This is a genomic window from Rahnella sp. 2050 (genome assembly GCF_040544515.1).
GTDB lineage: Bacteria > Pseudomonadota > Gammaproteobacteria > Enterobacterales > Enterobacteriaceae > Rahnella > Rahnella aceris.
On record NZ_JBEPKE010000003.1, the window covers coordinates 270,844 to 292,675 of the forward strand.

Consider the following 21,832-nt stretch of genomic DNA (forward strand, 5'->3'; position numbering starts at 1 on the left):
GGACATCACCATGAAAATCTATCCGCAGCAGGTCGTTTGCAAACATTGCGACAGTCTGTATACCCGAAAACCTGTGCGGTCCGGCGAGGCCGCACATTGCCAGCGTTGCCGTGCCGTACTGTATCGGGGAAGCTGGCTGAGTCTGGAACAATGGTTTGCGCTGACGGTCACCGCCGCGCTGTTTTTCATTATCGCCAATGCCTTTCCGGTGCTGGAAATTCAGTTTCATGGTCAGGTGCAGGCGGCAACGTTGTGGCAAACCGCGATGGCGCTGGCGTACAGCTACGCATCGCCACTGGCCATTCCGCTGGCCATGCTGATCATCGTCTGTCCGTGTCTGCAAATTCTCTTATTGGGTTGGGTGTTATGGCACGCCTGCCGGAAAAAAGCCGCGCCGGGGCTCGCTTCTGCGATGCGTTTGCTGGCCGGGCTGGCGCCCTGGAGCATGGCGGAAGTGGCGTTGCTGAGCATTCTTATCGCCGCCATCAAACTCTCGGGGCTGGTGCAATTCACCCCCGGCCCCGGCACATGGGCGCTGCTCGGGTTGTGCCTGTTATTACCGGTGATCAACCATCAGGATTTCCACCCGCTGTGGAGCCTCAAAACGCTGAAAGGCCAGCGCGAATGACGCCGGTTCCGCACGCATTAACGCAGGGCATCGTGCGCTGTCATGTCTGCGGACTGGCCTGCGAACAGGTGCCTGGCGTGCGGGCGTTGCCGTGTCCGCGCTGCCATGCGCCGCTGCATCCGCGATTGCCGGACAGCCTCAGCCAGTCATGGGCATTGCTGCTCACCGGGCTGTTGCTGTATCTGCCCGCCAATTTACTGCCGGTGATGTACAACAGTTTTGCCGGTCGCGGCAGTGAAAGCACCATTCTGGGCGGTATTGCCGGGTTCTGGGATGCCGGTGATTACATCATCGCAGCAATCATTTTTACCGCCAGCATTGTCGTGCCGTGTGCTAAGTTCCTGATCCTCGGCGGGCTGCTGATCGCGGTACAACGACGTCCCGCTTCCGGTCAGCTTCGTCGCTCGCGCCTGTTCCGCCTGACGGAACATATCGGTTACTGGTCGATGCTCGATGTGATGGTGGTCGCGATGATCGCAGCGCTGGTGCAGTTCCCCGGCCTCAGCACTGCCGAACCGCGCATCGGTATTGTTTTTTTTGGCGCAGTGGTGATCTTCACCCTGCTGGCTGCCCTGAAGTTCGACCCGCGTTTGCTCTGGGAAAATCAGAATAATGACTGAACACGCTTCACCCCCGCCGGACATTGTCCCGCGCCGTTTTCGCCCCTCGCTGATCTGGCTGGTGCCCGCCATAGCGGCATCAGTGGGTTTGTTTTTGCTGTTACAGGTCTGGGCGGATACCGGCCCGGAAATCTCCATTACTTTTCAGACCGCCAGCGGATTAGAAGCCGGTAAAACCGAAGTGAAATACAAAGACGTCACGGTCGGGCGGGTGAAATCGATTTCGCTCAGCCCCGACAGCCGGCGCGTGCTGGTCACCGTTTCACTGATGAAAAACGCCGAAAATCTGCCCAGGGAGGACACCCGTTTTTGGGTCGTGCGTCCGCGCATCGGCATGGGCGGCGTATCGGGTATCGATACCCTGCTTTCCGGCGCGTATATCAGCCTTGATACCGGCACATCGCAGAAATCCGGCAGTGACTTTCAGGGACTGGAATCGCCCCCGGCGGTGATCAACGGGATGCCCGGCAAACAGTTTGAAGTGGTAGCCGACGATCTGGGTTCACTGGATATCGGTTCGGCGGTGTATTACCGCCGCGTGCCGGTCGGGCGGGTCTCTTCCTATGCGCTGCGCCCAGACGGCAAAGGCGTCAGCCTGAACGTATTTATCGATGCGCCGTATGACCGGTTCGTCACTTCCGCCACCCGTTTCTGGAATGCCAGCGGCGTGGATTTATCGCTCGATTCTGAAGGTTTGCAGATCAAAACGCAGACCATGGCGTCGGTGATTGCCGGGGGCATCGCGTTTGCCAATCCGCCCGACGACAGCACGGCAAAACCGGCAGCCAGCCACCGCGTATATACGCTGGCAGACGATCAGGCCTCGGCAATGACCCCGCCGGACGGCACGCCGCAGGTGTTGCAGTTGCGCTTCCAGCAGTCGCTGCGCGGCATGAAAACCGGCGCGCCGGTGGAGTTTTCCAGCGTGAAGCTCGGGAAAGTCACGGCGATTGAGCTCGATTACGACCCTGCCGCTTCACGGTTTATCTCGGTGGTGACGATTGAGGTGTATCCGAACCGCTTAGGGCATGTGCAGGAGAAACTGCCGAAACCTGAAAAAGACGGCCAGCAGCAGGCTGCCACGTTCCTGCGCGACATGGTGAAACACGGACTGCGGGCGCAGGCGCGCACCGGCAATCTGCTCACCGGACAGTTGTATATCTCGCTCGATTTTGTGCCTTCGGCGCTGCCGGTGTCTTTTGATATGACTGCGCGTCCGTTGCAGATCCCCACACTCAATGGCGGCTTTGATCACCTGCAGGAACAGCTCGCGACACTGATTGGCAAGTTATCGACAATGCCCATTGAGTCGATTGGCAGCAATCTGAATGCCACACTGGGCAATCTCAATCAGACGCTGATTCAGGTGAACCGTCAGGTTCTGCCACAAACCACGCAAACCCTGCGCCAGTTCGATCAGACGATGGGCAGCGCACAAACCCTGCTGGCGGCGGACTCTCCGCTGTTGCAAACGCTGGCCGAATTCCAGCGGACATTATATTCCCTGCGCACCCTCACCGGCCTGCTCACGCGCCAGCCACAGGCGCTGATCGCCGGCAGAAACAGTGAAAATAAGGAGCAACCATGAATGTCCTCCGCGTGATAACCAGGGTTTGCCTCCTGCTGGGGTTAAGCGGTTGCGCCTCTCCTGCGCCTCATTATTACACCCTGATCACACCTGCGGAGAATGCGCCATCTGCGATACCACCGGCTGCATTTGTGCTGCGCGTGCAACCGGTGACCGTGCCTGAACAGCTTAATCAGCCGCAACTGGTGATACGTAAAAGTGACGGCGAAATCGTGATATCGGATAGCACGTTGTGGGCCGCGCCGCTGCCGGAGGAAATACGCAGTGCGCTGTCGGCGCAGCTTGAACGCTCGCTGAATACAACAGACATCCGCGAATTGACACCGCCGCCCGATAAACCGGTTATCACCCTGCGCGTAACCGTGCAGCAACTGGATGCCTGGCCGCAACGTCACGCCAGCCTGACAGCCCGCTGGCAACTGCGTTTTGGCGCAGATGAAAAAATGCTGACCTGTCGCTCACAGCATCAGATTGACGTGACGGGTGGCGTGCCGGAACTTATCACCGCGCAACAGAAACTGATTGCGGCACTGGCCGCCGATGTTTCAGATGCCATAAAAAGCCGCCACTGCCGCTGAAAACCGGACTTTTTCGCAATGCTTACACGGCAAAAATAGGTTTACGGCATCTTTCCGCCGTTTATCTCAAGATCAATCAGTTACCCCTGTTCTGAACTGTTAAGAAGTGTCAGCAACAGGGGCGAACCTGAGAGCACCATCATGATTTAGTCATTATAAAACAACACATTAACACTATCCTTACGTTAGTTTCCCGCTCCGTCACTGTCTTGCCCTGCAAACTTGTAAGATATATCTTGAGGTCGTCGGCAATCAGCGAAGGAGAAAAATCATGAGCGAAACCGAACCTGCTGTACGGCGTAAAAGCAAACTGTTCACCCGTCAGGAACTGGCGCTGTTTGTGTTGCATCTGATCCAGATAAACCCGGTGCATGGCTACGAAATTATCAAAACCATCGAAGGCTATTCTATGGGGGTGTACATCCCCAGCCCCGGCGTGATTTACCCGATCCTGGCGCATATTGTTGACAACGGCTTTGCCACCGCCGCAGAAATAGAAGGCGGGAAAAAACAGTTTTCCATGACACCGGCCGGTTCTGAATATCTGGCGGCAAGAAGAAACGAAATCCGCGCCATAGAAGAAAAAATGAAAAAGCGCGTGATTGAAAATAACCCGCCGCCCGCACCTGAAATAATTTACGCCATTGAGAATTTAAAAATCACCGTACGGACGAAAGCCTATAACGGTGAGGTCACGCCGGAAATATATCAGCAGATGGTTAAATACATTAATGAGGTCACGAAGAAAATTCATGATTTATGATTCCTGATTTATAAACAACGGCACATCTTTAAATAATTTTAACGGGATCCTGACTGTTTTATTTCGATAAAACAGCCGGGGCTCCTTTGCCTTTAATTATATTATTTATTATTTACGGACACCAAAATGCCTTTAAGATTCTCCTGCTTATTGATACTTATCGCGCTGAGTGGTTGCGATAATTCACCACCGGCTCAGCCCACTGCCGCGCCCGCTGAAGTGGGCGTCGTCACGCTAAAAGCACAATCGTTCAATCTGGTCAGCGAATTAACCGGCCGGACCACCGCCACACTGACGGCGGATGTGCGGCCGCAGGTCGGCGGTATTATTCAAAAACGTTTATTCACCGAAGGCGACTGGGTTAAAGCCGGTCAGGCGCTGTATCAGATTGATCCGTCGTCGTATAAAGCGACGTACGATCAGGCTGCCGCTGCACTGAAAAGCGCCAAAGCGCTGGTGCTCTCGGATTGCCAGAAAGCCCGCCGTTATGCCGTACTGGTGAAAGAGCAAGGCGTGTCACAGCAGGATGCGGAAGATGCGCAATCGGCCTGTGCAGAAGACCGCGCCAGCGTTGATGAAAAAGCCGCATCGCTGGAGTCGGCCAAAATCAATCTCGACTGGACGCGGGTCACGTCGCCGATTGCCGGTCGTATCGGCATTTCCTCCGTTACACCGGGCGCGCTGGTCTCTGCCGCGCAGGACACCGCGCTGGCGACGGTGCGAAATCTCGATTCAATGTACGTGGATCTCACCCGTTCCAGCGCCGATTTGCTCAGTCTGCGTAAACGCGCGCTGGCAACGAACAGCGATGCTTTAAGTGTCACGCTCACCCTTGAAGACGGTTCAACCTACCCCGAAAAAGGTCGTCTGGAACTGACCGAAGTGGCGGTCGATGAAGCCACCGGTTCGGTCACGCTGCGCGCCGTGTTCCCGAATCCGCAACACGTTTTACTGCCGGGGATGTTTATCCGCGCTGACGTGGATGAAGGCGTCGTCGAAAATGCCGTGCTCGCGCCGCAACAAGGTGTGACACGGGATGCCAAAGGCGATGCCACCGCGCTGGTGGTTACCGCCGACAACAAAGTCGAACAACGTCATATCGAAACCGGCGAGGCTACCGGAACCCACTGGCTGATTGTCAAAGGTTTGCAGGCGGGCGATCGCGTGCTGGTGGAAGGCAGTGACAAAGTCACGGTGGGCGATACGGTGAAACCGGTTGAAGTGAATAACGCCGCCACTGCGAAAAGCACAGAAGGAGCCGCCTGATGTTCTCCCGCTTCTTTGTACGTCGCCCGGTTTTTGCCTGGGTGATTGCGATTTTGATCATGATGGCCGGGATTATGGCGATCCGCACGCTGCCGGTCGCGCAGTATCCGGACGTCGCGCCTCCCTCAGTGAAAATCAAAGCCACCTATTCCGGGGCTAACGCCGAAACGCTGGAGAACAGCGTCACGCAGGTCATCGAACAACAACTGACCGGCCTGGATAATCTGCTGTATTTCAGCTCCAGCAGCAGTTCCGACGGGTCGGTGGATATCACCGTCACCTTCAAACAGGGCACCAATGCCGATACCGCGCAGGTGCAGGTGCAGAACAAAGTCCAGCAGGCGGAATCACGCCTGCCGACGGAAGTACAGGAAGCCGGGGTGACGGTCACCAAGTCGCAGTCCAGTTTCCTGCTGATCATGGCGGTGTACGATAAAACCGACAAAACCAGCAGCTCGGATATCGCCGACTGGCTGGTCAGTAATATGCAGGATCCGCTGGCGCGCGTCAGCGGCGTCGGCAGCTTGCAGGTGTTTGGTGCGGAATATGCCATGCGCATCTGGCTGGATCCCACCAAACTGGCGGCGTATGACCTGATGCCGTCAGATGTGGAAACGGCCATCGAAGCGCAAAACGTGCAAATCTCCGCCGGTAAAATTGGCGGTCTGCCGTCTTCCGCTTCACAACAACTGACCGCCACGGTGCGTGCGCAATCACGTCTGCAAACGCCGGAGCAGTTCCGTAACATCATTGTTAAAGGCAATACCGGCGGCGCGGTGGTGCGCATCAGTGATATCGCCCGCGTCGAAATGGGCAGCGAAGATTACACCGCGTCTTCACAGCTGAACGGTCATCCGGCGGCGGGTATGGCAGTGATGTTATCGCCGGGTGCCAACGCGCTCGATACCGCCACGCTGGTGAAAAACACCATCAGCGAATACCAGCGCAGCATGCCAAAAGGTTATGACGTCGCCTATCCGAAAGACAGCACCGAATTTATTAAAGTGTCGGTGGAAGACGTCATTAAAACGCTGATCGAAGCCATCGTGCTGGTCATCGTGGTGATGTATCTGTTTATGCAGAATCTGCGCGCCACGCTGATCCCCGCGCTGGCGGTGCCGGTGGTACTGCTCGGCACGTTCGGCGTACTGGCGCTGTTCGGCTATTCCATTAACACCCTGACGCTGTTCGCGATGGTGCTGGCCATCGGCCTGCTGGTGGATGACGCTATCGTGGTGGTGGAAAACGTCGAGCGCATCATGCGTGATGAAGGGCTTCCCGCCCGCGAGGCCACCGAGAAGTCGATGGGAGAAATCTCCGGCGCGCTGGTGGCGATTGCGCTGGTGCTCTCTGCCGTGTTCCTGCCGATGGCGTTTTTCGGCGGCTCAACCGGGGTGATTTACCGCCAGTTCTCCGTCACCATTATTTCCGCCATGATACTTTCCGTGGTGGTGGCGCTGACCCTGACACCGGCGCTGTGCGGCGCTTTTCTGCGCCATAAACCACAGGCTACCCGTGGTTTCTTCGGTGGCTTCAACCGTTTGTATTCGCGTACTGAGCAACGCTACGAAAATGGCGTGACGCATGTGCAGCGCCGTCCGGTGGCGATGGCGCTGATTTACGGCGCCATGGCCGCACTGATGGGTGTGCTGATGTGGCAACTGCCGACCAGCTTCCTGCCGTCTGAAGATCAGGGCGAAGTCATGGTGCAATACACCCTGCCCGCCGGGGCGACAGCGAACCGTACCGAAGCCGTCAATTCCCGTGTTACAGAGTGGTTCCTCGGCAAAGAGAAAGCCAATACCAACGTCATATTCACCATCACCGGCTTTAACTTCAGCGGCAGCGGTCAGAATGCCGGGATGGCGTTTGTGTCACTGAAGAACTGGGATGAACGTCCGGGTGCCGTAAACACCGCGCAGGCGGTAGCCGGTCGCGCGATGCGGGATCTGGCGGTGATCCGCGACGCAAAAGTCATCGCCATGACGCCGCCTTCCGTGGACGGGCTCGGGCAAAGCAACGGTTTCACCTTTGAGCTGATGGCTACCGGCGGCACCAGCCGCGCGGACTTACTCAAACTGCGCACCGAACTGCTGGCCCTGGCCGCCAAAAGCCCGGAACTGCAATCGGTTCGCGCCAATGATTTGCCACAAATGCCACAGTTGCAGGTGGATATCGACAACAACAAAGCCGTGGCGCTCGGGCTGACACTCAGCGATGTCACTGCCACCCTGAGCAGCGCGTGGGGCGGCACTTACGTCAATGATTTCATTGACCGTGGCCGCGTCAAGGAAGTGTATATCCAGGGCGACAGTGAGTTTCGTTCCAAACCGGCGGATCTGAATAAATGGTTTGTGCGCAGCAGCGACGGTACCAGCATGACGCCGTTCTCCGCGTTCGCCACCACCCACTGGACCTATGGCCCGGAAAGTCTGGCGCGCTATAACGGATCAACTTCCTATGAGATCCAGGGCGAGAACACCGACGGCTACAGTTCCGGCGCGGCGATGGCAAAAATGGAAGCGCTGGCGGATAAATTACCCGCCGGTTCAACCTGGGCATGGAGCGGACTCTCTCTGCAGGAAAAGCTCGCCAGCGGTCAGGCGCTCAGTCTGTATGCCATCTCGATTCTGGTGGTATTCCTGTGTCTCGCCGCATTGTACGAAAGCTGGTCCGTGCCGTTCTCCGTGATCCTGGTGATCCCGCTCGGTCTGCTTGGCGCATCCCTTGCCGCCGAACTGCGTGGCCTGAATAACGACGTTTACTTCCAGGTGGCGCTGCTGACTACCATCGGCCTGTCGTCGAAAAACGCCATCCTGATAGTTGAGTTTGCCGAAGCAGCACTCAAACAAGGCAACACCCTGACCGCTGCCGCGCTCTCCGCTGCCCGCACCCGTTTACGCCCGATCCTGATGACGTCGCTGGCCTTTATCGCCGGGGTGATGCCGCTGGCAGTCGCGACCGGCGCAGGGGCTAACAGCCGCATCGCCATCGGTACCGGCATTATTGGCGGCACCGTGACCGCCACCTTACTGGCTATTTTCTTTGTTCCGCTGTTCTTCGTGCTGGTGAAAAAAGTCTTCACCGGTCACAAAGACGCGCAGGAGTCAGCATGATTTTTCGTCTGAGTATTATTTCGCTGGCCATGTTGCTGGCAGGCTGTATCTCGCTGGATCCCGATTATCAGCGCCCTGCCGCGCCGGTGCCTGCAGTCTGGCCTGCGCAGGGCGCACAGCCAGCGGCCACCACGGTGCTGAGCGACTGGCAGGGCATCATGGCCGATGGGCGCCTGAATGCCGTGGTGGCCAAAGCGCTGACCAGCAACCGCGATTTGCAGGAAGCGATTGCTGATATTGAAGCCGCCAAAGCGCTGTATGGCGAGCAACGCGCCAGCCTGTTCCCGACGCTGGATGCGGAGCTTTCGCAAACCCGCAGCCGGACGCAGGATGCAGGCGTCAGCAGCAGCGCCACCGCCGACGGAGCGGTCAGCAGTTTTGAAATCGACCTGTTTGGCCGTAACCGCAGCCTGAGCACAGCGGCAAAAGAAACCTGGCTGGCGAGTGAATCGACCGCGCAGAACACCCGCCTGACGCTGATTTCAGAAACCAGCACCGCGTGGATCACGCTGGCGGCGGACAACAGCAATCTGAAACTGGCGCAGGACACCCTGAAAAGTGCGGCGGATTCGCTGAGCATTACGCAACGGCGGCAACAGGAAGGCGTCGCCTCGGGGCCGGACGTCAGCTCTTCGATGGCGATTTATCAGCAGGCACGCGCCAGTGTCGCCAGCTACCAGACGCTGGTCGCGCAGGACATCAACGCCCTGAATCTGCTGGCGGGCGACACCGTGGCGCAAAATCTGTTGCCGGGTACGCTGGAAAGCCTGGCACCGCAGGCCATCAAACTGGTGCCCGCCGGGATTTCGTCGTCGGTATTACTGCGCCGCCCGGACGTGCAGGAAGCGGAACATAACCTGAAAAGTGCCAATGCGGATATCGGCGCAGCGCGGGCGAATTTCTTCCCGACGCTCTCGCTGACTGCCAGCGCAGGCGTCGGCAGCAGTTCGCTGTCGAACCTGTTCAGCCACGGCAGCAATGTGTGGTCGTTCGCGCCCAGCCTGAGCCTGCCTCTGTTTACCGGCGGCAGTAATACCGCGCAGTTGCGCTACGCTGAAGCGGAGAAAAAGGGGCTGATTGCCGCGTATGAAAAAGCCATCCAGAGCGCCTTTAAAGATGTGGCGGACGCCCTCGCCCGCCGTGCCACGCTCAGTGAACAGATGGATGCCCAGCAGCAATATGTTGCGGCCGCACAGCGCAGTTACGATTTGGCGCGCCGCAGTTATGAAACCGGTGCGGGCGATTATCTGACGGTGCTTACCGATCAGCGTTCACTGTGGTCGGCGCAGACCGACCTGATTGCCCTGCAACAGACTGATTTTGAAAACCGTATCACCCTGTGGCAGACGCTGGGCGGCGGCGTGAAATAGCACACTATGGCAGGAGGGCACTTGCAGCTTGATATGTCGCCCCAATATAGCGCTACACTATAAGGCTGCAATGTCACCTGCCAGGAGCAATGATAATGAACAGAGAACTGAATGATTTTGAACGTTTTGTCATCGAAAACAAAGGGACAGAGCGCCCGAATACCGGTGAGTATAACGACCACTTTTCACCGGGCCGTTACGTCTGTAAAAGATGTTCTGCGCCGCTGTATTCCTCAGAACACAAATTCGAATCCCATTGCGGCTGGCCCGCTTTTGACGATGAAATTCCGGGTGCGGTTGAACGTGTGCCGGATGCCGATGGCCGCAGAACAGAAATTGTGTGTGCCAACTGCAAGGCACATCTGGGGCATGTCTTTGAGGGGGAATATTTAACTGAGAAGAATCTGCGCCATTGTGTCAATTCCGTTTCAATGATTTTTGAAAGTGCCGATGCGCAAGGGAATTACCACAAAGCAGAATAATCGCTTATTTCTGCTGTGATAAACGAATAAAAAGAAGGGCCGCACAGGGGCAGCCCTTAAAAGGAAGAACTCCAACAATATTATAATGGCATGATGTTTTACCCTAAGGGTTGCTCAATAAACATCATGCCGGCATTATAATTGAATCAGATTTATTTTCTATTCTCATTGCGTCTGTAAAAAGTAATAACTTTGTAAGACAGCGTTATTATTACCACGTCTTACCGATATTAAACTGGAATTGCTCCGCACTGTCCCCTTCATATTTCACCAGCGGCTGCGCATAAGAGAACACCAGCGGGCCGAGCGGGGATTGCCATTGCAACGCAATACCACTGGAAACACGAATATGTGTCGGGTCGCTGTAATCCGGAATACCCGCGGCTTCGGTCGCTGAGGTATTTTTCCATCTCGTATCCCACACCGTACCGGAGTCGACAAATAATGAGGTACGCACTGAACTGGCGTATTTCTCGCTGATGAACGGCGTCGGCACATACAGTTCCGCGCTGGCAATCGCCATCGCATTACCGCCCACCGCATCAGTCGATTTGGTCACCGGACAGGTGGAATACGAGCTGTCAGCGCTGCTGCATTTGTAATATGCCGCTTTCGGCCCGATGGTGTTGGAGGAGAAACCGCGAACCGAGCTGGAGCCACCTGCGTAGAAGTTGTCGTAGAACGGGACTTCGTTGCTGCCAATGCCTGCCGCGTAACCGGCTTTGGCGCGGCCCATTAATACCCAGTCCGATTTGTCGCTCAGCGGAATGTAATGGTTGGCATCAAAGGTGATTTTGTAATAACTGTCGTCCGAGCCAGGCGTGGTCACTTTTGCCGCCAGGCTGGCGCGCGTGCCAGATGACGGGAAGAAGCCACGGTTAAGATCGTTATACGCCCAGCCGACACTGGCGAAGAAGTCATTGGTGCTCAGTTGTGCATCGCTGTTGGTGGACGTCGTTACCAGCCCCGGATGTACGCCGCTGGCATTGAGATAGCGCCAGACCGCGACCTGCGGTTCCATATCACTCAGCGTACTGTGAACATAATCCAGCCCCAGATTCAGCGTATTGTTTTCGCTGACCGGCAGGCCAAAATTCACGCCTGTGCCGTAACTTTGCAGATTATACGCCGCCAGATCGTTATCTTCCGCGTCGTAATGGTTGTAGAACACTTTGCCGCCAAGGCTGATGCCATCAACGGTGTAATACGGGTTGGTGGCCGAGACTTCGACATAGGTCTGATAGGAGTTGCGCGTGCCGCTGAAACTGACCGTATTACCGCTGCCCAGCCAGTTGTCCTGCGTTACGCCCAACTGATAACTGATGCCGCTGTCGGTGCCATAACCCAGGCCCACGTTGAATGTGCCGGTGTTACGCTCTTTAACTTTATACACCACATCAACCTGATCCGCTGAACCGGGCACCGGCTGGGTATCCACATCGACCGACTCGAAATAGCCGGTACGGTTGAGGCGATCTTTGCCCTTCTGCACCAGATCATTGCCCAGCCACGCGCCCTCCATCTGGCGCATTTCGCGCCGCAGCACTTCATCTTTCGAGGTGTCATTGCCTTCAAAACGAATGCGGCGCACCGAATAACGGTTGCCGGTATCCACGCTGATATGCAGTTTCACGGTTTTATCCGTTTCATTAATGTCGCTTTGCGTCGTGACATGCGGATAGGCATAGCCGTAGCGGCCCAGCAGATTTTTGATGTCACCTTCCACTTTGGTGACTTTCGCGCCGTTATACAATTCACCGGCAGGAATGGTGGCGAGCGATTCAATTTCGGAAGAATGTCCGGCCATGTCGCCGGTCACTACCACGCCGGACACGGTATATTGCGCACCCTCAGTAATATTGACGGTAATATAAATCCCTTTCTTATCCGGCGTTAAACTGACCTGGGTGGAATCAATATTAAAACGGGCATAACCGCGGTCGAGATAAAAACTGCGAAGTGTTTCTAAATCACCTGACAGTTTTTGTTTTTCATATTTTTTATCGCCAATCACATTCCACCACGGCACCTCATCGCGTAGCTGGAAATGGGCGATTAAATCGTCACTGGTAAAAGCTTTATTGCCCACAATATTGATTTGTTGAATTTTTGCCGACACACCTTCGGTAAAGACCAGTTTCACGTCCACGCGGTTACGCGGCAACGGCGTCACCACCGCTTTTACACTCGCGCTGTATTTGCCGACGCTGTAATAAAAATCTTCCAGTCCCTTTTCAATCGACGAAATGGTGGTGCGATCCAGCGCGTCCCCGACGCGGATCCCTGAGGCTTCCAGGTTCTGCTGCAACATCTCGTCCTTTATGGCTTTGTTGCCCGAGAACGTAATGCTGGCAATCGTTGGCCGCTCTTTCACCTGAACAATCAGCGTGTTGCCATCTTCAAGCACCTTCACATCGTCAAAATTGCCGGTCGCAAACAAGGCACGGATCGTCTGGCTGATATCGTCATCGGATACCGTATCGCCCACGCGCACGGGGATGCTCAGCAAGGCTGCGCCGACGGTGACCCGCTGCAATCCTTCGACGTGAATGTCTTTTACGACAAACCCGCCGGCAGCAAAAACCGGGGCACTGCTGAACAGCAGCGACGCTAAGAGTAATTTTTTCATTGTCATGTGATCCGTGCTCGCCGTTTTTCAACTAACAAAAATTCCTGTTAACAAAATATTTTGCTATCAGAAGAAATAACCTCGCTAACAGACTGTGGGATATATAGGAGGTTCAGCGGCAAACATTTGATTTTCGTAAAACATGACGTTGGATTACAGATTACTTACATTATTTTCGTCGGGTGAACAGTTGCGGTCCGGGCAACATCGTCGGGGGAGGTTACCCCTGAGAGGAGAACGCTTTTAAGGTAACGCTGTCGGGTAATGCAGTCATTGCGCCTCTGGCGGTGGTGGCAAGAGCACCGCATGCCAGTGCCTGATGAATGATCTGTTGCCAGACACTCTCCGAGGTCAGCGGCCAGTGTTGCGCCAGCCCGGCCAGTAATCCGGCGACAAAAGCATCTCCGGCGCCGGTGGTATCCAACGCTTTCACTTCGGGGGCCGGATAGTGCTTCAGACTGGCATTATTTTTCCGGTAAACCGAAACCCCCAGTTTTCCCTGCGTGACCAGCAGCAGCTCGGGATTATAGCGGTCACACAGACGCAGCATCCCCTCCGACAGCAACGCTTCGCCCGTCAGAAATTCCAGCTCATCCTCTGAGACTTTAATCACATCAGCCAGCGACAAGGCGCGGGCAAGATTTTCACGCAGTTGTCCCTCATCAGACCACAAGTCATGCCTGATATTGGGATCAAAACAGACATAACCGCCTGCCGCTTTCATCTTCGCCATTGCCAGAAAGGCGGAGGAACGTGAAGGTTCCGCAGATAACGCGATTGAGCATAAATGTAAAAAATCCCCGGGATGGAAAGCCGGAATGTCGGTGGCCTGGAGGAATAAATCCGCACCCGGACGCACCATAAACGTGAAAGAGCGTTCGCCGTCAGCATCGTTTTCCACCACCACGGTGGAGGTACGGTGATGAGGGTCAAGGTACATACAGTCAATATTCACCCCCTCATCCGCGAGGGTTTTCATCAGGAACTTCCCGAAAGGGTCATCGCCCACGCGTCCGATAAATGCGCTGTCTCCCCCGAGGCGGCGGATCCCGACGGCAACATTCGCCGGTGCCCCGCCCGGGCATTTTAATAAGCGGTCATCCTCTTCAGCGATCAGATCCACCACGGCGTCACCCAAAACCCAAATCCGGTTATTCATCTTCATTCCTTTTTTAAATCCTGATAAATCGTCTGTCGATAAAATAGAAGAACCGGTTTAGCTAATCAAGAGCAAATGAATTTTCAGGACGAGAGATGGAATTGCCAGCAAGATCACAAATCCAGCACAAGGCTGCCGAACTTCGTTGCGTAAATACATAACGGGTGTTTATTGTGCTCAGGAAAACCAGTTTAGCAATTTAGCAAAATGGTTTTCCCATAATAATTAAACTTCCTCTGAAGGGATAAAAATGATGATGAAACCTCGCTATCTTGCTGTTGCTATTGGACTTATTCTTTCTTCTGCGGCCCAGGGTGCCGATATCTCCGCCAGTGCGATTGAAGCGCGCTTTGCGGCGATGGAAAAACGACTACAACTCGCCGAAAGCCGCGCCGCTAAGGCCGAAGCCCGTGCTACGCAGGCAGAACAGCAGGTTAAGCAACTCGAAACACGCACCGCCAGCAACGAACAGCAAACCCGTCAGGTGGCGAAGACGGCTGAAATCACCCAGCAGCAAACCGCCGATGTGGCTAAACGCACTGAAACGTTAGCCGCTGATAACAATAAAAACAGCAGTGATAACAGCGGGTTTAAATTCACGGGATATGCCCGTTCCGGCGTGATCATGAATGACTCGGCGACCTCCACGGAAAGCGGCCCGTACGTGACGCCTGCCGGACAAACCGGCGGTGCAGTCGGGCGTCTTGGCAATGAAAACAACACCTACGTCGAGCTGAATCTGGAGCATAACCAGACAATGGCCAGCGGCGCGACTTCCCGCTACAAAGTCATGCTGGCTGACGGTCAGCGCAGCTACAACGACTGGACCGGCGCGACCAGCGATTTAAATATCCGTCAGGCCTTTGTTGAACTCGGCTCGCTGCCGACGTTCACCGGTCCGTGGAAAGATTCCACGTTGTGGGCGGGTAAACGCTTTGACCGCGATAATTTCGACATTCACTGGCTCGATTCCGACATCGTCTTCCTGGCGGGTACCGGCGGCGGGATCTATGACGTCAAATGGGGAGATAACCTGAAAAGTAACTTCTCGCTTTACGGAAGAAACTTTGACGATCTTGAAGACGATAACAACGATGATACCCGCATCGAAAATTACATTGTCACAGCCAACAACTATGCCGGGCCTTTCCAGTGGATGCTGAGCGGGTTGCGTGCCAAAAACAATCAGGATCGCGAAAATAGCGGCACAAATGGGATCACTAATGCGGCGGATACCGGCTTCCATACCATGCTGGCGTACCACGGCGACAGTTTCTATGGTCTGCGTGAAGGGTCATCCAAAACCGCGCTGCTTTACGGTCACGGACTGGGGGCGGAGGTGAAAGCACTGGGCTCTGACGGACATCTGACTGACGATGCCAGTACACTGCGTCTGGCAACCTACGGCATCACACCGATCAGCAAAAACTGGAGTATTGCTCCGGCTGTTCTGGCTCAGCAGAGCAAAGACCGTTATGTCTCCGGCGATGACTATAAATGGCTGACCTTCAACACCCGGCTGATTCAGCAAATTACCGAGAACTTCGAGCTGGCGTATGAAGGCAGCTATCAGTATATGGATCTCAATCCGCAGGGTTACAGCGATTACAACAAAGTGAAAGGCGGTTTCTACAAACTGACCTTCGCACCAACCTTCAAAGTGGGCGATATCAGCAACATGCTGAGCCGCCCTGAAATCCGCTTCTTTGCCACCTACATGGACTGGAGCAAAGAACTCGACAGTTATTCCTCCAGTGATTCATTTGGTACTGATGGCTTTACAGCGGGCGGACAGTGGAATTTCGGCATCCAGATGGAAACCTGGTTCTAAACGGCAGGGTTTGATTTAAAAAAAAAGCACCCGGTCTGACCGGGTGTTAACGGTAATGACAAATTAAGGGATTCTATGAACATCAATGCAATCGCGACTGAGCTGCTTCCGCTGTTGGGTGGGAAGGACAATATTGCCAGCGCGGCACACTGCGCCACACGTCTGCGCCTGGTGCTGGCAGACGACAGTCTGATCAACAAAAGTGCTATCGAAAAAGTGGAAGGCGTAAAAGGCTGTTTCAGCAACGCCGGACAGATTCAGATCATTTTTGGTACGGGACTGGTGAACAAGGTGTACGCCGAGTTTATTAAAGTGGCCGGTATCAGCGAATCGAGCAAATCCGAAGCCGCCGATATTGCGGCGCGAAAACTCAATCCCTTCCAGCGACTCGCGCGCGTGCTGTCGAATATCTTTGTGCCGATTATTCCGGCGATTGTCGCATCCGGCCTGCTGATGGGGCTGCTCGGCATGGTGAAAACCTACGGCTGGGCCAACCCTGAGAGCGCGATTTTTATCATGCTCGATATGTTCAGCTCGGCGGCATTTATCATTCTGCCGATCCTGATTGGTTTCACTGCCGCGCGCGAATTTGGCGGTAATCCGTTCCTGGGTGCAACACTGGGCGGCATTCTGACTCACCCGGCACTGACTAACGCCTGGGGCGTTGCCAGTGGTTTCCATACCATGAATTTCTTTGGTATTGAAATTGCGATGATCGGTTATCAGGGCACGGTATTCCCGGTTTTGCTGGCGGTCTGGTTTATGAGCTTCATCGAAAAACGCCTGCGCAAAGTGATCCCTGATGCACTGGATCTGATCCTGACGCCTTTCCTGACGGTCATCATTTCCGGTTTTATCGCTTTCCTGATCATCGGCCCTGCGGGTCGTGCGCTCGGGGACGGTATCTCCTTTATTCTCAGCACGTTAATTACCCATGCCGGTTGGGTGGCAGGTCTGGTGTTTGGCGGATTGTATTCGGTTATCGTGATCACCGGTATTCACCACAGCTTCCATGCGATTGAGGCCGGTTTGCTGGGGAACCCGAATATCGGGGTGAATTTCCTGCTGCCTATCTGGTCGATGGCGAATGTTGCACAGGGGGGAGCCTGTCTTGCGGTCTATTTCAAAACGCGTGATGCGAAAATTAAAGCCATTGCCGTGCCTTCAGCATTCTCCGCGATGTTGGGCATAACGGAAGCGGCAATTTTTGGTATCAACCTGCGCTTCATGAAACCGTTTCTCGCCGCTCTGGTCGGCGGTGCGCTTGGCGGCGCCTGGGTGGTTGCGATGCACGTCAATATGACGGCGGTTGGCCTGACCGGTATTCCGGGGCTGGCCATCGTGCAGTCCAGTTCGATTCTCAGCTACCTGATTGGTCTGGTGATTGCCTTCGGCAGCGCATTCCTGTTGTCATTGCTGCTGAAATACAACACGGAGAGTGAAAAATGACAGAAGTCAGTTTGCTGAAAAAAGCGCTGCGCAGTGTGGTGGCCGGTCAGGTCAGAGCGGCGGCAGATCCTTATCGACCCGGCTGGCATCTCGCGCCGCCGGTCGGGCTGCTCAATGACCCTAATGGCTTTATCCAGCATAACGGTCGATTCCATTTGTTCTATCAATGGAACCCGCTGGCCTGCGCGCACGGTGCCAAGTTCTGGGGGCACTGGAGTTCAGCAGATTTACTTCACTGGCAGCATGAACCACTGGCGCTGGCGCCGTCAGAAGAATACGAAACCCACGGCTGTTATTCCGGCTCAGCCGTAACAGACAACGGCCAACTGACGCTGATTTACACCGGCAACGTGAAATATCCCGATGGCAGCCGCACGGCGTTTCAGTGTCTGGCGCGCGAAAATGCTGAGGGTGAGTTTGATAAAACCGGGCCGGTATTCAACCTGCCGCAAGGCTATACCGGACATGTGCGGGATCCGAAAGTCTGGTGGCATGACAAACACTGGTACATGGTGCTGGGCGCTCAGGATCTCAGCCTTCAGGGTAAAGTGTTATTGCTGCGATCTGACGATTTATCCGCGTGGGATCTGCTCGGCGAAATTGCCGGTTCAGGTTTACACGGGCTGGGTGAGTTCGGTTACATGTGGGAGTGCCCGGACTTATTCCGGCTGGCCGAAAACGACATTCTGATTTGCTGCCCGCAAGGTTTAGCGGCGGAATCTGACCGTTATCTGAATACCTTCCAGTCGGGTTATTTTGTCGGACAACTGGATTACGCCAATGCCACGTTTACGCACGGCGATTTCGCTGAGCTGGATCTGGGGTTCGAATTTTATGCACCGCAAACCACGCAAACGGATGACGGGCGACGCCTGCTGATTGGGTGGATGGGGATCCCGGACGGCGATGAATTTTTCCAGCCAACGATACAAAACGGCTGGCTGCATACCCTGACCTGCCCGCGCGAACTGACACTGGTCGCGGGAAAAATCATCCAGAAACCGGCCCGTGAACTGCAACAACTTCGTCGTGACGAGCAGACATGGCAAGGGATTGCGGACTATTGCCTGCCTCTGGACATCACCCACGCCGAGACAGAGATTGTCACTGAGCACCCCTTCATCGCCGATTTTGGTGGTGATATGACCCTCAGCTTCGACGGAGAATGGCTGCGTTTAAGCCGTAAAAACCGACGTACGGGTGTGCCTGAATACCGTGTCTGGCAGGGGCAGTTACGTAAGCTGACGGTGTTAAGCGATGCATCGAGCCTTGAAATTTTCATTAATGACGGAGAAGCGGTGATGTCCGCACGCTATTTCCCTGTTTTACCAGCACAATTGAACTTGCAGGGTTCTCATCAGATTACGCTGCGCCACTGGTCGTTGGCGGAATGCGTGATAGAATAAATGTCTTTCCGGACAACAGAATATGGCGCAGTGAAAAAGACCAAACGCATCACTATCAGTGGCATAGCCGAACTGGCTGGCGTATCGAAATCGACTGCCAGCCAGGTACTCAACGGGCACAGCAAGAAGTTTCGTATCTCCGATCCTACCCGGGATCGGGTGCTCGCCGTGGCGGCTGAACATCATTATCAGCCGAGCATTCACGCCCGCTCGCTGAATGTCAGCCGCAGTTTCACCCTGGGGCTGGTGGTGCCGGAAATGACCAACTACGGTTTTGCTGCCTGTTCTAACGAACTTGAAACACTGTGTCGTGAGAACGGCATGCAGCTGCTGATTGCCTGTACGGATGAAAATACCAGCCAGGAAACCATGGTGGTCAATAATCTCATCCAGCGTCAGGTCGATGGCCTGATTGTGGCGTCCAGCATGCTCAGCGATGCGGAATACGTAAAAATCAGCCAGCAAGTCCCCGTCGTTTTGTTTGACCGTCATATGCAGGACACGCAGCTCCCTATTGTTGTCTGTGAAGCCATCGAATCTTCAGCAGAACTGGTTTCGCGGATAGCGAAAATTCAGCGGGACGAGTTTTATTTTATCGGCGGCCAGCCGCGAATTTCTCCGACCCGCGATCGCCTCGCAGGCTATCAGCTTGGCCTGCAGCGGGCAGGTGTCAGTCTCGACCCCGACTGGATTGTGTACGGCAACTACCACCCGAGCTCCGGCTACGAAATGTTTGCGCAGCTGTGTGCCCGGCTTGGGCGTCCACCCAAAGCGCTTTTCGTGGCCTCCTGCGGTTTGATGGAAGGGGTTCTGCGCTATATGAGTCAGCATCAATTGCTTGAGAGTGATATCCATCTTTGCAGTTTTGACGATCACTATCTTTACGACTCGCTGTCCGTGAAAATTGATACCGTCGCTCAGGACTGCGGGGAGCTGGCCATGCACTGCTTCAGCATGATCAGTGATCTGATGAATGAACACCCCATCGCACAGCCACAATGCTTTTTAACCCCTAAATTGCACTGGCGTTCCCCGCACTTCTCGCAGATCAAATAGATATTCAATGTCGTCACATGAGGATGATGAGAGATGTTAATTCATCTCGCATCATCTGATTGTTCCTGCCAGCTTTGCTTCATCATGTCCCGGCTACGACAGCGGCGAACTCATCATTTCGCTGCCTGAAAGGGTGCTGCACACAGTTGCACCGGCAAATAGCACAGAGAAAATCACAAAACCTTTTGCATTAAATTGACACATTTTGTTATGTTATCACATATCAAAACAGTCGCAGCGATGAACAGGTTTAGGGAATGACATACAACAGGACGCAAAATACTGAACCGGTTCTCGCGGTGGAAGGGCTGACAGTGCGGCTCGCAGGTGAAGAACGCGTCAGCGGACTGAGTTTCAGCGTCAGTGCGGGCGAACGGGTTTGTCTGCTTGGTGCTTCCGGCTCCGGTAAATCACTGACTGCCAAAGCCATCACCGGCACGCCGCCTGCGGGCGCGATACACGGCGGCAGCATTCGGGTGAATAGCGTCGAAGTGCGCGGCATACATCCGGTTTCACGTTGTGCTGCCAGCCGCGTCGCCACGGTTTTTCAGGATTCTTCCACCGCACTGAACCCGCTGATGACGCTCGGAAAACAGCTACGTCTCGCCCTGCCCGCCGCCAGCGAAGACGAAATCTGCACGATGCTGGATGCCGTCGGGCTGGCCGATATTGCGCAATTTTCCACCCGTTATCCGGCAGAACTTTCCGGCGGTCAGCGCCAGCGTTTGTGCCTGGCGCTGGCGATGCAATCCTCTTCTTCGCTGCTGGTGGCGGATGAACCGACCACCGCGCTCGACGTGCTGACCCAGCAACAGGTTTTACAGGTCATGCATAACGTCTGCACCCGCCCGCAATCACCCCGGGCGCTGCTGTTTATCACCCATGATATTGCCGTCGCCGCGCAGCTATGCGAGCGCGCACTGGTGATGGAAAACGGCGTGCTGGTGGAATCTGCCGGTATGGCGCAGTTACTCCGTCATCCGCAACATCCTTATTCCAGAAAACTGGTTCACGCTGCAAGACAGGCCGCCGCGCTGCATCAGAATGCCGCGTCGCTGCGCGGGGTTGCCGTCTGATGGAGTCTTCACTGCATCTGGCCACCGAACCGTTTCTGCATCTGCATAACGTCAGCCGCCATTTCGCCCTGCCGCGTTCCGGCTGGCGCAGGCAGCACGCTGCGCTTTTTGAGCATCTGTCGCTGCGTATCGGCCCCCACGAAACGCTCGGGCTGGTCGGCGCGTCCGGCTGCGGAAAATCCTCCCTGCTGAAAATCTTGCTGGCGCTTGAATCTCCCGACAGCGGTGAAGTATATTGCGCCGGTGTTAAAATTCGCCCCGGCTCTGCACGGTCTCTGCGCGCATACCGGCAGCGCGTGCAGTACATTCCGCAGGATCCGGCCGGTTCGCTGCCACCGGCTCAGACCGTTTATCAGATTATTGCCGAACCGCTGAAACGCCTCGGGTTTAGCGGCAATATCCGTCTGCGCGTGACTGACGTGATGGCGCAGGTCTGCCTGAACGAAACGTTGATAGGGCGGACGGCAGCCGGACTCTCCGGCGGGCAGGCGCAGCGGCTGGCGATTGCCCGTGCGCTGGCGATCCGCCCGCAATTTCTGGTGGCCGACGAGCCGGTGAGCGGGCTGGATCTTCCCCTGCGCGGGCAGATCAAACAACTGCTGCAACAGGTGACGCAGCAAAATGGCATGGGCCTGCTGATGGTCACGCACGATATCTCGATGGTGGCCGGGCTATGCGACCGGTTGCTGGTAATGCACGGCGGCAAAATTGTGGAAGACCGCGCCACACAGGATATTTTGCGCGCCCCGGACCATACGCATACCCGACAACTGCTGCAGGCCATTCCTCATTTACCTTTGACCGTTAACGGATAA

17 protein-coding genes are annotated in these 21,832 nt (G+C 55.4%); 15 read left to right on the forward strand and 2 right to left on the reverse strand.

The features are described 5' to 3' along the window. Positions 1-10: 10 nt before the first annotated feature. From ABIC79_RS14815 to ABIC79_RS14855, 9 genes are all read left to right on the forward strand, one after another. Positions 11-628, forward strand: coding sequence for a paraquat-inducible protein A (locus ABIC79_RS14815; protein WP_354567624.1), 618 nt, complete (start codon positions 11-13; stop codon positions 626-628). After that, a complete protein-coding gene (locus ABIC79_RS14820; protein WP_013578088.1) occupies positions 625-1,248 on the forward strand; it encodes a paraquat-inducible protein A in 624 nt (207 codons plus the stop codon). Before ABIC79_RS14815 ends, ABIC79_RS14820 begins: the two co-directional genes overlap by 4 nt. After that, positions 1,241-2,836, forward strand: a complete 1,596-nt coding sequence (locus tag ABIC79_RS14825; protein ID WP_037032776.1) for a PqiB family protein — start codon at positions 1,241-1,243, stop codon at positions 2,834-2,836. Before ABIC79_RS14820 ends, ABIC79_RS14825 begins: the two co-directional genes overlap by 8 nt. Further along, positions 2,833-3,414, forward strand: coding sequence for a PqiC family protein (locus ABIC79_RS14830; protein ID WP_241917392.1), 582 nt, complete (start codon positions 2,833-2,835; stop codon positions 3,412-3,414). The genes ABIC79_RS14825 and ABIC79_RS14830 overlap by 4 nt, the downstream gene beginning before the upstream one ends. Before the next feature lie 271 nt (positions 3,415-3,685). After that, positions 3,686-4,177, forward strand: a complete 492-nt coding sequence (locus ABIC79_RS14835; RefSeq protein WP_013578085.1) for a PadR family transcriptional regulator — start codon at positions 3,686-3,688, stop codon at positions 4,175-4,177. A gap of 126 nt (positions 4,178-4,303) precedes the next feature. Next, positions 4,304-5,443 carry an efflux RND transporter periplasmic adaptor subunit gene (locus ABIC79_RS14840; RefSeq protein ID WP_121019882.1) on the forward strand — a complete coding sequence of 380 codons (1,140 nt, stop codon included), beginning with the start codon at positions 4,304-4,306 and terminating at the stop codon, positions 5,441-5,443. Further along, entirely contained in the window at positions 5,443-8,559 is a 3,117-nt protein-coding gene (locus tag ABIC79_RS14845) for an efflux RND transporter permease subunit (protein ID WP_166860966.1), read from the forward strand. Before ABIC79_RS14840 ends, ABIC79_RS14845 begins: the two co-directional genes overlap by 1 nt. Further along, positions 8,559-9,929, forward strand: a complete 1,371-nt coding sequence (locus ABIC79_RS14850) for an efflux transporter outer membrane subunit (RefSeq protein WP_168444374.1) — start codon at positions 8,559-8,561, stop codon at positions 9,927-9,929. The genes ABIC79_RS14845 and ABIC79_RS14850 overlap by 1 nt, the downstream gene beginning before the upstream one ends. A gap of 95 nt (positions 9,930-10,024) precedes the next feature. Continuing rightward, positions 10,025-10,411: a methionine-R-sulfoxide reductase gene (locus ABIC79_RS14855; RefSeq protein ID WP_013578081.1), complete on the forward strand. Its 387-nt coding sequence runs from the start codon at positions 10,025-10,027 to the stop codon at positions 10,409-10,411. Positions 10,412-10,622: 211 nt separating this feature from the next. On the opposite strand, the gene bamA is transcribed toward ABIC79_RS14855, so the two are convergent. Together bamA and cscK are read right to left on the reverse strand one after the other, a co-directional pair. Continuing rightward, complete coding sequence (bamA, locus tag ABIC79_RS14860) at positions 10,623-13,046, reverse strand: outer membrane protein assembly factor BamA (RefSeq protein WP_354567629.1); 2,424 nt, start codon at positions 13,044-13,046, stop codon at positions 10,623-10,625. Positions 13,047-13,260: 214 nt separating this feature from the next. Continuing rightward, complete coding sequence (cscK, locus tag ABIC79_RS14865) at positions 13,261-14,199, reverse strand: fructokinase (protein WP_354567631.1); 939 nt, start codon at positions 14,197-14,199, stop codon at positions 13,261-13,263. A gap of 250 nt (positions 14,200-14,449) precedes the next feature. Between cscK and ABIC79_RS14870 the strand changes: the two genes are divergently transcribed. The 6 genes from ABIC79_RS14870 (at position 14,450) to ABIC79_RS14895 (ending at position 21,832) form a co-directional block, all read left to right on the forward strand. Continuing rightward, on the forward strand, positions 14,450-16,030 hold the full coding sequence (locus ABIC79_RS14870; RefSeq protein ID WP_013578078.1) for a carbohydrate porin: 1,581 nt from the start codon (positions 14,450-14,452) through the stop codon (positions 16,028-16,030). A 75-nt stretch (positions 16,031-16,105) separates the two neighbouring features. Further along, entirely contained in the window at positions 16,106-17,479 is a 1,374-nt protein-coding gene (locus ABIC79_RS14875) for a sucrose-specific PTS transporter subunit IIBC (protein ID WP_013578077.1), read from the forward strand. Further along, entirely contained in the window at positions 17,476-18,885 is a 1,410-nt protein-coding gene (locus ABIC79_RS14880) for a sucrose-6-phosphate hydrolase (protein WP_153375203.1), read from the forward strand. Before ABIC79_RS14875 ends, ABIC79_RS14880 begins: the two co-directional genes overlap by 4 nt. Further along, positions 18,886-19,941: a LacI family DNA-binding transcriptional regulator gene (locus ABIC79_RS14885; RefSeq protein ID WP_013578075.1), complete on the forward strand. Its 1,056-nt coding sequence runs from the start codon at positions 18,886-18,888 to the stop codon at positions 19,939-19,941. Positions 19,942-20,198: 257 nt separating this feature from the next. Then, complete coding sequence (locus ABIC79_RS14890; RefSeq protein WP_166860962.1) at positions 20,199-21,017, forward strand: ATP-binding cassette domain-containing protein; 819 nt, start codon at positions 20,199-20,201, stop codon at positions 21,015-21,017. After that, positions 21,017-21,832 (forward strand): ABC transporter ATP-binding protein, encoded by an 816-nt coding sequence (locus ABIC79_RS14895; protein ID WP_166860960.1) that lies wholly within the window; start codon positions 21,017-21,019, stop codon positions 21,830-21,832. The genes ABIC79_RS14890 and ABIC79_RS14895 overlap by 1 nt, the downstream gene beginning before the upstream one ends.